Source organism: Pseudomonas sp. AS2.8 (assembly GCF_014190935.1).
GTDB lineage: Bacteria > Pseudomonadota > Gammaproteobacteria > Pseudomonadales > Pseudomonadaceae > Chryseomonas.
Map to the genome: position 1 here is coordinate 1,154,866 of NZ_JACHVV010000001.1, position 12,141 is coordinate 1,167,006.

Here is a 12,141-nt window from a genome sequence, read left to right on the forward strand (position 1 = left end):
AAGGGCGGTTTTTTCATTACCCGAACGCTAGTGTCAGACTTCGACGGCGGCGATGCGGGCCTTCTCGGCGCTTTCACGGAATTCGGCGATCTGGTCGAAGCTCAGGTAGCGGTAGACGTCCGCGGCCATGCTGTCGATGCTCTTCGCGTATTCCATGTACTCCTCGACGCTGGGCAGCTTGCCCAGGATCGAGGCCACCGCCGCCAGCTCCGCCGACGCCAGGTAGACGTTGGCACCGTCGCCCAGGCGGTTGGGGAAGTTACGGGTGGAGGTGGACACCACGGTGGCGTTGGCGGCCACGCGTGCCTGGTTACCCATGCACAGCGAGCAACCCGGCATTTCCATGCGCGCGCCGGCCTTGCCGTAGATGCCGTAGTAGCCTTCCTCGGTCAGCTGGTGCTGGTCCATCTTGGTCGGCGGCGACAGCCACAGACGGGTCGGGATCGAACCCTTGACCTTGTCCAGCAGCTTGCCGGCGGCGCGGAAGTGACCGATGTTGGTCATGCAGGAACCGATGAACACCTCGTCGATCTTGTCGCCGGCCACCTGGGACAGCAGGCGGGCGTCGTCCGGATCGTTCGGGGCGCACAGCACCGGCTCGTTGACCTCGGACAGGTCGATCTCGATGACTTCGCTGTATTCGGCGTCGGCATCGGCGGCGAGCAGTTCCGGGTTGGCGATCCAGGCTTCCATGGCGCGCGCACGGCGTTCCAGGGTGCGCGGGTCACCGTAGCCTTCCTCGATCATCCAGCGCAGCAGGGTGATGTTGGACTGCAGGTACTCGGTGATCGACTCGGGCGACAGCTTGATGGTGCAACCGGCGGCGGAACGCTCGGCGGAGGCATCGGACAGCTCGAACGCCTGCTCCACGGTCAGGTCTTCCAGGCCTTCGATCTCGAGGATGCGGCCGGAGAAGATGTTCTTCTTGCCCTTCTTCTCGACGGTCAGCAGACCCTTCTGGATGGCGTAGTAGGGGATGGCATGCACCAGGTCACGCAGGGTGATCCCGGGCTGCATCTTGCCCTTGAAGCGCACCAGCACCGACTCCGGCATGTCCAGCGGCATGACGCCGGTGGCCGCGGCGAAGGCCACCAGGCCAGAACCGGCCGGGAAGGAGATGCCGATCGGGAAGCGGGTGTGGGAATCGCCACCGGTGCCGACGGTGTCGGGCAGCAGCATGCGGTTCAGCCAGCTGTGGATGATGCCGTCGCCCGGACGCAGGGAGACGCCGCCACGGGTGCGGATGAAATCCGGCAGGGTGTGGTGGGTCTTGACGTCGATGGGCTTGGGATAGGCCGCGGTGTGGCAGAAGGACTGCATCACCAGGTCAGCCGAGAAGCCCAGGCAGGCCAGGTCCTTCAGCTCGTCGCGGGTCATCGGGCCAGTGGTGTCCTGGGAACCGACGGTGGTCATCTTCGGCTCGCAGTAGGTGCCGGGGCGCACGCCCTCGACGCCGCAGGCCTTGCCGACCATCTTCTGCGCCAGGGTGTAGCCCTTGCTGCTCTCGGCCGGCTGGTCCGGCTTGTTGAACAGGTCGGTCGGACCCATGCCCAGTTCGGCACGCGCCTTCTCGGTCAGGCCACGGCCGACGATCAGCGGGATACGGCCGCCGGCGCGGACTTCGTCCAGCAGCACGGGGGTCTTGAGTTCGAAGGTGGCGAGCACCTCGTCACTGCCATGGCGGGTGACCTTGCCGGCCTTGGGATAGACGTCGATGACGTCGCCCATTTCCAGCTCCGACACGTCGAATTCGATCGGCAGGGCGCCGGCGTCTTCCATGGTGTTGTAGAAGATCGGGGCGATCTTGGAGCCGAAGCAGAAACCGCCGGCGCGCTTGTTCGGCACGTAGGGGATGTCGTCGCCGAAGAACCACAGCACCGAGTTGGTGGCGGACTTGCGGGAAGAACCGGTACCGACCACGTCACCGACGTAGGCGACCGGGAAGCCCTTGGCGCGCACTTCCTCGATCTGCTTCAGCGGACCGATGCTGCCTTGCTGCTCGGGCACGATGCCGTCGCGAGCCATCTTCAGCATGGCCAGGGCGTGCAGCGGGATGTCCGGGCGCGACCAGGCGTCAGGCGCGGGGGAAAGGTCGTCGGTGTTGGTTTCGCCAGGCACCTTGAACACGGTCAGGGTGTACTTCTCGGCGATTTCCGGACGCTTCCGGTACCACTCGCCTTCGGCCCAGGACTGCATGACGGCCTTGGCGTGGGCGTTGCCGCTCTTGGCCTTCTCGGCCACGTCGTGGAAGGCGTCGAACATCAGCAGGGTGTGCTTGAGTTGTTCGGCGGCCACGGCGCCCAGTTCGGCGTCGTCCAGCAGCTCGACCAGGGTGGCGATGTTGTAGCCGCCCTGCATGGTGCCCAGCAGCTCGGTGGCGCGCTGGCGGGAGATCAGCGGGGACTGGGTTTCGCCCTTGGCGACCGCGGAGAGGAAGCCGGCCTTCACGTAGGCGGCTTCGTCGACGCCCGGCGGCACGCGGTTGGTAATGAGGTCGACGAGAAAAGCTTCTTCGCCGGCCGGGGGATTCTTCAGCAGTTCGACCAGACCGGCCGTTTGCTCGGCGTTCAGCGGCTGGGGCACGATGCCCTGGGCGGCACGCTCTTCTACGTGGTTACGATAGGCTTCAAGCACAGGTTGACCCTCATCAGTGGTCCAATATTGCGTCCGGGGGCTGGCGCCCCGGAATGTATCCGGCAGGGTATGACGGGGGAGGCTGCGGGCAGGACCGCCGTCGCGCCGGACGCATTCCGCCGGAAGCTGTTTTCAAAGTTTTACGCCGGTTGCTTGAGAGCTGATCGGCAGCAGGGCGGTTGATGAGGCCGCCGCTGCCCTGATCGCCGAATTGCCAGCTACCGGATACTTTGCTCGTGACGCTTTGAAAACAGCTTCGTATCGGACATTGCGCCTATAAGGCTGCCTAATTCTACGCCAAGCTTCGGGCGAAGTTAAGCGCTGCGTTGTCGCATCTCTGCTGCAGATCGCTCGACCCTGGCGGCGGGCTAGCGGCCCAGGTGGGCGAAGCGTCCGGTGAAGGGCTTGGCGATGGGGTAGGCCAGATCGCCATGCTTGCTGGTGCCCAGGCCCAGGTCCACCAGTGACTCGGCCAGCTTGACCGCGGCGCTGACGCCTTCGATCACCGGGATGCCGATGGCCTCGCTCAGGGCCTCGCGCAGATCGGCCATGCCGCCACAACCGAGGACGATGGCGCCGGCGCCTTCTTCGTCACGGGCGCGGTGACCCTCGGCGGCGATCAGCTCGATCAGGCTGTCGTCGGCGGCTTCCAGGGCCAGCACCGGCAGGTCGATGCAGCGCACCGAGGTGCACAGCTCGGCGAAGCCGTACCGCTGGAGCAGGTGCTCGGCGATGATGCGGGTGCGGGTGAGGGTGGTCACCACGGCGAAACGGGTGGCCAGCAGGCTGGCCAGATGGAAGCCGGCCTCGGCGATGCCCAGCACCGGCCCCCTGGCCATTTCCCGCGCCGCGAGCAGGCCCGGATCACCGAAGCAGGCGATGACATGGGCCGCGCAACCGGCCTCGACGCCCTTGCGCATTTCCTCGATCACGCCGACCGCGGCCACGGCCTCGTCGTAGTGACTCTCGATGGACACGGGGCCGGACTCGGGATTGCTGGCGAGGATGATGGTGCCCGGACGGGCGATGGCCTGGGCCGCGCGACCGATCTTGGCGGTCATGCCGGCACTGGTATTGGGATTGATGACCTGGATCTGCATGGGGGGCCTCAACTGCGTTTGAAGATGCTGCGGAAATCGGGCTCGGCGGCCGCGGGCCGGTCGATGCGGAGGGATTCGCGGATCAGGCGCAGGTGGCGCGCCATCCAGTCGCTGGCGGCTGCCCCCTCGCCCCGGGCGAGCAGGTCCAGCAGGTCTTCGTGCTGGCCGCAATCGCAGCCCAGGCTGTGCCGCGAGCCATAGATGGCGATCAGCAGCGAAGAGCGGCTGGCCAACTGGGCGACCTGTTCGGTCAGCACCTGGTTGTCGGCCAGGGCGGCGAGTTCGACGTGAAAGCGCGCGGACAGTTGGATCGCCAGGCTGTGGCGCCCGCCGTGCTGGGCCTCGTGTTCTTCCAGGCAGAGCTGGCGCAGGGAGGCCAACTGGGCGCTGTCGACGCGGGCCGCCACCAGGGGCATCAGCGCCGGTTCGATCAGCTGCCGCGCGGCGAGGATGTCCTGGGCTTCCTTGGCGCTGGGCTGGGCGACCTGGGCGCCGCGATTGGCGCGCAGGGTCACCAGCCGTTCCAGGGCCAGTCGCTGCAGCACCTTGCGGATGCCCGTGCGACTGATGCCGAAGGTCTCCGCCAGGGTGTCCTCCGGCAGCCGGGTGCCCGGCGCCAGGCGATGCTCGACGATGGCCTCGAGGATGTCCTGGTAGATCCGCTCGTCCCGGGGGGAGGCGGCAACGGCGAGTGACGCGGGTACTGCACTCATGGGCTGACTCCGGCGATTTGCCTGAATTGTATACAAAGTCTCGGGCGCTGACGATGCAGGAATGGGCCGGGCTGCGTGCGCCAAGGTAGCGCCTCGCTGCCACCTAACGCCCCAGCGAGGTGCGTCTCCGGTAACGCTCCCGCGCCTGCGTTAGAGCCTTCTTTTCGAGAAATTCCCTATGGCGCCAGCGAGTTAAGGCCTTCCTGGGGTACCTGGCACGGACTCTGCCTGGTGGGATTGTATACAAAACAAGGTGAGCGCCGTATGCAGGTGCCCGCCACCACGGAGGAGGCGATCCATGAACCAGCAGATTCCCCCGGGCTACAGCCCACGTCTGTACAACGAAGACCTCGGCCCGGTCGAGCAGAAATGGAATTGGTACAACATCTTCGCCTTCTGGATGAGCGACGTGCACAGCGTCGGCGGCTATGTCTTCGCTGCCAGCCTGTTCGCCCTGGGCCTGGCCAGCTGGCAGGTGCTGATCGCCCTGCTGGTAGGGATCTGCATCGTTCAGGTGATCGCCAATCTGGTCGCCCGGCCCAGCCAACAGGCGGGCGTACCCTATCCGGTGATCTGTCGCCTGGCCTTTGGCGTCTTCGGCGCGAACATCCCGGCGTTGATCCGCGGCCTGATCGCGGTGGCCTGGTACGGCATCCAGACCTATCTGGCCTCCAGCGCCCTGGTCATCGTGGTGCTGCGCTTCTTTCCCGCGCTGGCGGTCTATGGCGACAGCAGCTTCCTGGGCCTGTCCTACCTGGGCTGGGGCGGCTTCCTTACCCTCTGGTTCCTGCAGGCCTGCGTCTTCTGGGCGGGCATGGAATCCATCCGCCGCTTCATCGACTGGGCCGGTCCGGCCGTCTATGCGGTGATGTTCGTGCTCGCCGCCTGGATCGTCTGGCGCGCGGGCTGGAGCAACATCAGCTTCACCCTGGCGGAAAAGCAGCTGACCGGCTGGGCCGCCTTCGGCCAGGTGATCGTCGCCATCGCCCTGGTGGTGTCCTATTTCTCCGGGCCCACGCTCAACTTCGGTGACTTCAGCCGCTACTGCCGCTCCATGCAGGATGTGCGTCGCGGGAATTTCTGGGGCCTGCCGATCAACTTCCTGGCGTTTTCCCTGGTCACCGTGGTGATCGTGTCCGGCACCCTCCCGGTCTTCGGCGAGATGATCCACGATCCCATCGCCACCGTGGCCCGCATCGACAACACCACCGCGGTGCTGCTCGGCGCCTTCACCTTCGTGACCGCCACCATCGGCATCAACATCGTCGCCAACTTCGTCTCGCCGGCCTTCGACTTCGCCAACGTGGCGCCCAGCAAGATCAGCTGGCGCGCGGGCGGCATGATCGCCGCGGTGGCCTCGATCTTTCTCACCCCCTGGAATCTGTTCAACAACCCCGAGGTGATCCACTACACCCTGGACGTTCTGGCTGCCTGCATCGGCCCGCTGTTCGGCATCCTGCTGGTGGACTACTACCTGCTGCGCAAGGGCCGGATCGAGGTCGACGCCCTGTTCGACGACACCCCGAAGGGCGCCTACTGGTACAGCGGCGGCGTCAACTGGGTGGCGGTGCAGGCGCTGGTCGCGGCCGCGCTGATCGGGTTGTGCTTCACCTTCGTGCCCTGGTTCAAGCCGATCGCCAACTTCGCCTGGTTCACCGGCTGCTTCCTCGGTGGGCTGTTCTTCTATGGGTTGAGCCGCCGCAGCGCCCATCCGGTAGCGAGCCGGGGGGTCGCCGCGGTGTGATCCGCGTCCTGTGATCAGGATGGGATTCTGCACGACCGGCGCGGGCCACCCGCGCCGGTCGTTGACGTTTCCGGCTAGACTAGGCGTTTTGCTCCAAGGCTTGCCGCCCATGCCCGCTCCTGTCATCAAGACGCCCTGTGTCGGCCTGTGCTCGACGATGTTCGGCGACCACGTCTGTCGTGGCTGCAAGAGATTCCACCACGAGGTGGTGAACTGGAATCTCTACGGCGAAGAGGAGCGGCGCGCCGTCTGGGCGCGTCTGGAGCTGCTGCTGGTGCAGGTGGTGTCGGCCAAGGTCGATGTCTTCGATGCGGCGCTGTTGCGCCAGCAGTTGCAGCAACGCAGCATCCGCTTCCGGCCCGATCAGTCGGAGTATTGCTGGGCCTATCAATTGCTGGCCCGGGGTGCGCGGCACATCCAGCAACTGGATGCCTATGGCCTGCGCCTGCTGCCGGAGTTTCGCGATCGACCCCTGGCCGAGTTGCGCGACGCCATCGACCGGGAATTCTTCCTGCTTTCCGAAGCCCACTACGACCGCTACATCGCCCCGCGCTTCCTGCTCGAAGGCATCGACAGCCGCGTCTAGACGCCAGTAGACGCCAGCAGGCAGGCGGCGCTGCCCAGGCGCCTGCCTTTCTCTATAATGCGCGGCTTTTGCACGGGAGCACGCTGATGTCCTTGCCCGAGATGAACGAATTCCTCGGTTGCCGCACGCCGGATGCCTGGGTCGAGGCCGCGTTGCAGGACCTGCCGACGCTATTGCAGGACCACGCCAACAACGAGAAGAAGGCGGCCGGCGCCGCCTTCCACTATCTGTTCACCTATTCCAATCGCGCCGAGCTGTCCTGGAAGATGTCGCGCATCGCCCGCGAAGAGCTGCGCCATTTCGAGCAGGTGCTGCAGATCATGAAGCGCCGCGGCATCGAGCACCGCAACGTCAGTTCGGCCCGCTATGCCGGCGCCCTGCGCAAGCTCTGTCGTAACCATGAGCCGCTGAAGCTGACCGACAGCCTGGTGATCGGTGCCTTCATCGAATGCCGCTCCTGCGAGCGCTTCGGTGCGGTAGCACCTCATCTGGACGCGGAGCTGGGCAAGTTCTACAGCGGTCTGCTGGCCTCCGAAGCCCGGCATTTCCAGGACTATCTCAAGCTCGCCTATCTCTATGGCGAGCGCGACGACGTCGACGCCAAGATCGCGGAGGTCCGCGCCCTGGAAGTGGAGTTGATCACCTCTAGTGACCGCGAGCTGAGATTCCACAGCGGCATTCCGACCGCCGCCTGAGAGCCTGACGGCAGGCGCCGGGCCGCCTCACTTGCAGGCCTTGGTCTCGCCGACGTAGGGATTGCCGCGACCCATGATGCAGGCCAGGCGCTGGTTGCGCTGACGCTCCCAGGCCTCCGGTGGATACTGCTTGGTCCAGGCGGTGTAGAGCTGGCGATCCTGCTTGGACAGGCGCAGGTCGTAGCGGTCGCTCATGTAGAAGTAGGTGCGGGCGACCATGCCGCGGATTTCCGGCCGTGGCATGGCGGTCTTGGCCTTGAAGTCCACCACCATCTGGCAGGCGCCATACTGGCTGGGCTTCTGCGGCAGCCAGCCGAAGGCGAAGTTGCTGCGGTCGCCATTGACCTCGCCGACCACCGGCACCAGGTTGAAGAGGTCGGCCTCGGCCTTCTGGTACACCGGGTCGTTGGCCGTGCAGTTCTTGCGACCGCCTTTCTGCCAGCACTGGCGCTGGTGGCCGATCACCCAGGCCGGCACGATGTGCTCCCATTCGATGCGGCTGGCGCGCTGGGCGCTCTTGCGCGGGACGTAGCCACAGCTCTTGAGGTCCACGGTCTTGCCGCTGTAGTGGCAGCCGCAATAGAAGTCCACGCCCTGCTTGGCGTAGACCTTGGCCGCCACCAGCTTGGCTTCGCCGAAGGTGCGGGGCGGTTGGGGCGTCGCCAGGGCGCTCAGGGAAGCCAGGCTCAGGCAGAACAGCAGGGCGGGGCGCAACGACATGGAGAATCCGTCCGAAAAAGCGCGGATACTACCGGCCCGCTCCTGGCCGCGGTGTGACTGGGTTCACTGGAAGCCGTCCCGCGTCCACCCGCCAATCAGGCGGAACACGATTCGATATCAATGACTTAGAGGTATGGCATGGCAGCCTGGGACATCTTCTGCACGGTGGTGGACAACTATGGCGACGCGGGTATCACCTGGCGTCTGGCCCATCAGCTGGTCGCCGAGCATGGGCAGCAGGTCCGCCTCTGGATCGATGACCTCTATCCCCTGGCGCGGATCCAGCCGGGAGTCGACGGTGCGGCCGAGCAGCAATGGCACCGCGGCGTCGAGGTCCGTCGCTGGCACGCCGACTGGACGGCGGCCGAGCCGGGTGACGTGGTGGTGGAAGCCTTCGCCTGCCAGTTGCCGGAAGGCTTCATCAGCGCCATGGCGCGTCGCGCCGAGCGCCCGCTCTGGCTCAACCTGGAGTACCTGAGCGCGGAGGAGTGGATCGAAGGCTGTCACGCCCTGCCGTCGTTGCAGCCGACCGGGCTGAACAAGTACTTCTTCTTTCCCGGCTTCACCGCCAAGGTGGGCGGGCTGCTGCGCGAGCACGATCTGCTCGCGCAGCGTAACGGCTTCCTCCAGGCCGCCGCGACCCAGGACGACTTTCTCGCTGGATTGGGCGTGCGGCGCCAGCCCGGGGAGCGGCTGTTCTCGCTGTTCGCCTACGAGAACCCGGCGCTGATCGACTGGCTCGATGCCCTCAGCGCCGGCTCCCAGCCCACCTGCCTGCTGGTGCCGGAGGGGCGGGTGCTGGCCAACGTCGCTGCCTGGCTCGGCGTGGACTGGCTCAAGGCGAGCGACGGCCATCGGCGCGGCGCCCTGCGGGTGCAGGTACTGCCCTTCGTCTCCCAGCAGGAGTACGACCGGCTACTCTGGTGCTGCGACTTCAATGCCATCCGTGGCGAGGACTCCTTCGTCCGCGCGCAATGGGCGGCGCATCCCTTCGTCTGGCACATCTATCCGCAGGAAGAAGACGCCCATTTCGTCAAGCTCGAGGCCTTCCTGGCGCGCTACGTCGCATCCGGCACGCCGGCGCTGGGTGCCGCGGTCAGCGCCCTGTGGCTGGCCTGGAACGGGCGCGGCGACCTGGCGGCCGCCTGGTCGGCGCTGGAGGCGCAGGTCGAAAACTGGCGTCTGCTGGCGCGTGATTGGAGCGATCGGATGGCTTCTCACAGCGATCTTGCCGCCAGCCTGGTGCATTTCCATACAGATTGGCTATCATATGGCGCCTCGAAATCCCGTTCTTCCATCCATACGGATAACCGCATGAAAACCGCACAAGAGTTCCGTGCCGGCCAAGTGGCCATGATCGACAACGCTCCCTGGGTCATCCAGAAAGCTGAATACAACAAGTCCGGCCGTAACGCTGCAGTGGTCAAGATGAAGCTGAAGAGCCTGCTCTCCGGCAGCGCGACCGAGACCGTCTTCCGCGCCGACGACAAGCTCGAGCCGGTGATTCTGGATCGCAAGGAAGTGACCTATTCCTACTTTGCCGATCCCCTGTACGTTTTCGTCGACAACGACTACAACCAGTACGAAGTCGAGAAAGACGACCTGGGCGATGCCATCGCCTTCATCGAAGACGGCATGACCGACGTCTGCGAAGCGGTGTTCTACAACGACCGTGTCATCTCCATCGAACTGCCCACCACCATCGTGCGCCAGATCTCCTACACCGAGCCGGCCGTTCGTGGCGACACCTCGGGCAAGGTCATGAAGACCGCTCGCCTGAACAACGGCTACGAGCTGAAGGTCTCCGAGTTCTGCGACATCGGTGACCACATCGAGATCGACACCCGTACCAACGAGTACAAGTCGCGCGCCAAGGTCTAAACCAGGCGTCTCGATAGAAAGCCCGGCTTGCCGGGCTTTTTGCTGTTTGGGCCTTTGCCGCGGGCCGGCCTGGCCGGTCTCTCCAAATCCGTTTGCCGCTGGATAGAACTGCCGTGGAATCGCTGTTTACGTTGTTGATCGATGTCGTCCTCGGGGCGGTGCTGGGCGTGGTGGGTGGGCTGTTCGGCATCGGCGGCGGCCTGATCGCCATTCCGGTGCTGGCCCTGCTGTTCGGCCTCGACCAGCAACTCGCGCAGGGCACCGCCCTGGTGATGGTGGTGCCCAACGTGCTGCTGTCGGTCTACAAGTACAACCAGCGCAATCGCATCGACTGGCAGCGCGCCGGTCTGCTGGCCGCCGCCGGCATGCTCTCGGCCCTGGCGGGTACGGCGCTGGCGGTATCCCTCGACGCCCGCTCCATGCGCCACGGCTTCGTCGGCTTCCTGCTCGTGCTGGTGCTCTACAACCTCTGGCAGCTCTATCGCCGTGGCCAGCCGCCGCTGACGACGCCGAGTCGTCTGGGCCTCGGGGTGCTGGGGCTGGTGGCGGGGCTGGTCGGCGGGCTGTTCGGCGTCGGTGGCGCAGTGATCGCCACCCCCATTCTCGCCGGGGTGATGGGCATGACCCAGGTGGCGGCCCAGGGCATGTCCCTGGCCATGGCGCTGCCCACCACCGGGGTCACCCTGGCCAGCTATGCCTGGCACGGCGAGGTGGACTGGCACGTCGGTCTGCCGCTGGCGCTGGGGGGCCTGTTCAGCGTCAGCTGGGGCGTGCGACTTGCGCACCAGTTGCCCGAGCGGCTGCTGCGCCTGCTGTTCTGCGGTTTTCTGCTGCTTTGCGCGGTGCTGCTGGCGCTGCGCTGACTACTGCCGAAAGCCTTCGGCGATATGCTCGGCGAGGGTGTCGATGATCGGCGAGGCGCTGCGCGTATTGCGCAGCAGTTCGATGGAACAAGAAGGCAGGTCGGGCATGCCGTCGGCTTCCCCCAGCCGCCGCAGTTCGCTCGGTAGCAGGCTTTCCAACTGCGCGGTGACGGCCAGGCCGGCCTTGACGATGCCGAGCAGCGCGGCAAGGCTCGGGCTGCTGTAGGCCAGGCGATAGCCGCGTCCGCGATTGTCCAGCGCCCGGCGCGCCCATTCGCTGAGAAAGCATGAGGTGTTGAACATCGCCAGCGGCAGCGGATCGCGCTGGTGGACATCGAAACCCGGCGCCTCGGCCCAGATGAAGCGCTCGCGACGCAGGGGCAGGCCGATCTCGTTGCCTGGTTCGCGGGTGACGATGGTCAGATCGAGGTCCTGGCGTTGCAGCAGACCGGCGGTGGGCTCGCAGTGGACATCCACCTGCACCAGCGGATAGGCCTTGGCGAAGCCGGCCAGGATGCCGGGAATGAACCTCATCACGTAATCGTCGGGCGTGCCGATACGCACCGTACCCACCATGTGCGGTTCGCGCAGGGTGGTCATCACCTCACCATGCAGCTTGAGGATCCGCCGGGCGAAGCCCAGCAGGATCTGACCTTCCGCCGTCAGGCGCACCTGGCGGCCCTCCCGTTCGAACAGCCGCCGCTGCAGCACGTCCTCTTCGAGCTTGCGCATCTGCATGCTCACCGCCGACTGGGTGCGATTGACCACCTCGGCCGCGCGGGTGAAGCCACCCTGATCGGCGATGGCGACGAAGGTGCGCAGCAGATCGGTCTCTATACTCGGATACGTCATGGCATCAACCAGGCGAATGGATCGCATCAAAAAGATTCGTTGGATTGATGTTATTCCAGCTTCCAGACTTGAGCCATACCCCCTGGAGAAGGAGATTCACCATGGCTCAGCTCATCGCTCACCGAGATTCGTCCGGGCGTTCCCCTGGTGTTGCGGGCGCCACCTTGCGTCTGCGGCAGGTCTGGGCCTGGTTGCAGCGGGCGGTAGAGCTTTCTCGCCAACGCCGAGCCCTCTATCGACTGGATGAGGGCGCGCTGCACGACCTCGGTCTGAGTCGCGCCGATGCCTGGCAGGAAGCCGATAAGCCGTTCTGGCAGCAACCCGCAGAGGAGGGCCGCCGCCGATCCTGCTAG

Annotated in this window: 11 protein-coding genes and 1 pseudogene; 7 read left to right on the top strand and 5 right to left on the bottom strand. The window is 65.7% G+C overall.

Going from position 1 to position 12,141, the window contains the following annotated elements; genetic code table 11:
- Positions 1-33: 33 nt before the first annotated feature.
- The 3 genes from acnB to FHR73_RS05245 form a co-directional block, all read right to left on the bottom strand.
- Positions 34-2,634, bottom strand: a complete 2,601-nt coding sequence (acnB, locus tag FHR73_RS05235) for a bifunctional aconitate hydratase 2/2-methylisocitrate dehydratase (protein WP_183629878.1) — start codon at positions 2,632-2,634, stop codon at positions 34-36.
- Between the two features lie 368 nt (positions 2,635-3,002).
- Positions 3,003-3,734 carry an aspartate/glutamate racemase family protein gene (locus FHR73_RS05240; RefSeq protein WP_183629879.1) on the bottom strand — a complete coding sequence of 244 codons (732 nt, stop codon included), beginning with the start codon at positions 3,732-3,734 and terminating at the stop codon, positions 3,003-3,005.
- A gap of 8 nt (positions 3,735-3,742) precedes the next feature.
- The gene (locus tag FHR73_RS05245; protein WP_183629880.1) at positions 3,743-4,447 is read right to left on the bottom strand and encodes a GntR family transcriptional regulator; all 705 of its coding nucleotides are present in this window, start codon (positions 4,445-4,447) and stop codon (positions 3,743-3,745) included.
- A 298-nt stretch (positions 4,448-4,745) separates the two neighbouring features.
- On the opposite strand from FHR73_RS05245, the gene FHR73_RS05250 reads away from it, so the two are divergent.
- The 3 genes from FHR73_RS05250 (at position 4,746) to FHR73_RS05260 (ending at position 7,472) form a co-directional block, all read left to right on the top strand.
- A complete protein-coding gene (locus FHR73_RS05250) occupies positions 4,746-6,191 on the top strand; it encodes an NCS1 family nucleobase:cation symporter-1 (RefSeq protein WP_183629881.1) in 1,446 nt (481 codons plus the stop codon).
- Between the two features lie 109 nt (positions 6,192-6,300).
- The gene (locus tag FHR73_RS05255; RefSeq protein WP_183629882.1) at positions 6,301-6,777 is read left to right on the top strand and encodes a DUF1289 domain-containing protein; all 477 of its coding nucleotides are present in this window, start codon (positions 6,301-6,303) and stop codon (positions 6,775-6,777) included.
- 83 nt (positions 6,778-6,860) lie between these two features.
- A complete protein-coding gene (locus FHR73_RS05260; RefSeq protein WP_166655902.1) occupies positions 6,861-7,472 on the top strand; it encodes a tRNA-(ms[2]io[6]A)-hydroxylase in 612 nt (203 codons plus the stop codon).
- 27 nt (positions 7,473-7,499) lie between these two features.
- Here the strand turns inward: FHR73_RS05260 and FHR73_RS05265 are convergent, their stop codons facing one another.
- Complete coding sequence (locus FHR73_RS05265) at positions 7,500-8,192, bottom strand: endonuclease (RefSeq protein WP_183629883.1); 693 nt, start codon at positions 8,190-8,192, stop codon at positions 7,500-7,502.
- Between the two features lie 138 nt (positions 8,193-8,330).
- Between FHR73_RS05265 and earP the strand changes: the two are divergent.
- From earP to FHR73_RS05280, 3 genes and pseudogenes are all read left to right on the top strand, one after another.
- Positions 8,331-9,458, top strand: a pseudogene (gene earP / locus FHR73_RS05270) (elongation factor P maturation arginine rhamnosyltransferase EarP); the annotation flags it as partial.
- 48 nt (positions 9,459-9,506) lie between these two features.
- Positions 9,507-10,073, top strand: coding sequence for an elongation factor P (gene efp / locus FHR73_RS05275; RefSeq protein ID WP_166655901.1), 567 nt, complete (start codon positions 9,507-9,509; stop codon positions 10,071-10,073).
- Between the two features lie 122 nt (positions 10,074-10,195).
- Positions 10,196-10,936 (top strand): sulfite exporter TauE/SafE family protein, encoded by a 741-nt coding sequence (locus tag FHR73_RS05280; protein ID WP_183630199.1) that lies wholly within the window; start codon positions 10,196-10,198, stop codon positions 10,934-10,936.
- Here FHR73_RS05280 and FHR73_RS05285 read toward each other — a convergent pair whose 3' ends face one another.
- Positions 10,937-11,788 carry a LysR substrate-binding domain-containing protein gene (locus FHR73_RS05285; RefSeq protein ID WP_183629884.1) on the bottom strand — a complete coding sequence of 284 codons (852 nt, stop codon included), beginning with the start codon at positions 11,786-11,788 and terminating at the stop codon, positions 10,937-10,939. It lies immediately after the preceding gene.
- A gap of 101 nt (positions 11,789-11,889) precedes the next feature.
- Between FHR73_RS05285 and FHR73_RS05290 the strand changes: the two genes are divergently transcribed.
- The gene (locus FHR73_RS05290; protein WP_183629885.1) at positions 11,890-12,141 is read left to right on the top strand and encodes a DUF1127 domain-containing protein; all 252 of its coding nucleotides are present in this window, start codon (positions 11,890-11,892) and stop codon (positions 12,139-12,141) included.

Excerpts from the sequence above, each read along its gene's own strand:
- FHR73_RS05265 (WP_183629883.1), bottom strand. The coding sequence starts at position 8,192 with ATGTCGTTGCGCCCCGCCCTGCTGTTCTGCCTGAGCCTGGCTTCCCTG.
- FHR73_RS05245 (WP_183629880.1), bottom strand. The coding sequence starts at position 4,447 with ATGAGTGCAGTACCCGCGTCACTCGCCGTTGCCGCCTCCCCCCGGGAC.
- FHR73_RS05255 (WP_183629882.1), top strand. The coding sequence starts at position 6,301 with ATGCCCGCTCCTGTCATCAAGACGCCCTGTGTCGGCCTGTGCTCGACG.
- FHR73_RS05285 (WP_183629884.1), bottom strand. The coding sequence starts at position 11,788 with ATGACGTATCCGAGTATAGAGACCGATCTGCTGCGCACCTTCGTCGCC.
- FHR73_RS05290 (WP_183629885.1), top strand. The coding sequence starts at position 11,890 with ATGGCTCAGCTCATCGCTCACCGAGATTCGTCCGGGCGTTCCCCTGGT.
- efp (WP_166655901.1), top strand. The coding sequence starts at position 9,507 with ATGAAAACCGCACAAGAGTTCCGTGCCGGCCAAGTGGCCATGATCGAC.
- FHR73_RS05240 (WP_183629879.1), bottom strand. The coding sequence starts at position 3,734 with ATGCAGATCCAGGTCATCAATCCCAATACCAGTGCCGGCATGACCGCC.
- FHR73_RS05250 (WP_183629881.1), top strand. The coding sequence starts at position 4,746 with ATGAACCAGCAGATTCCCCCGGGCTACAGCCCACGTCTGTACAACGAA.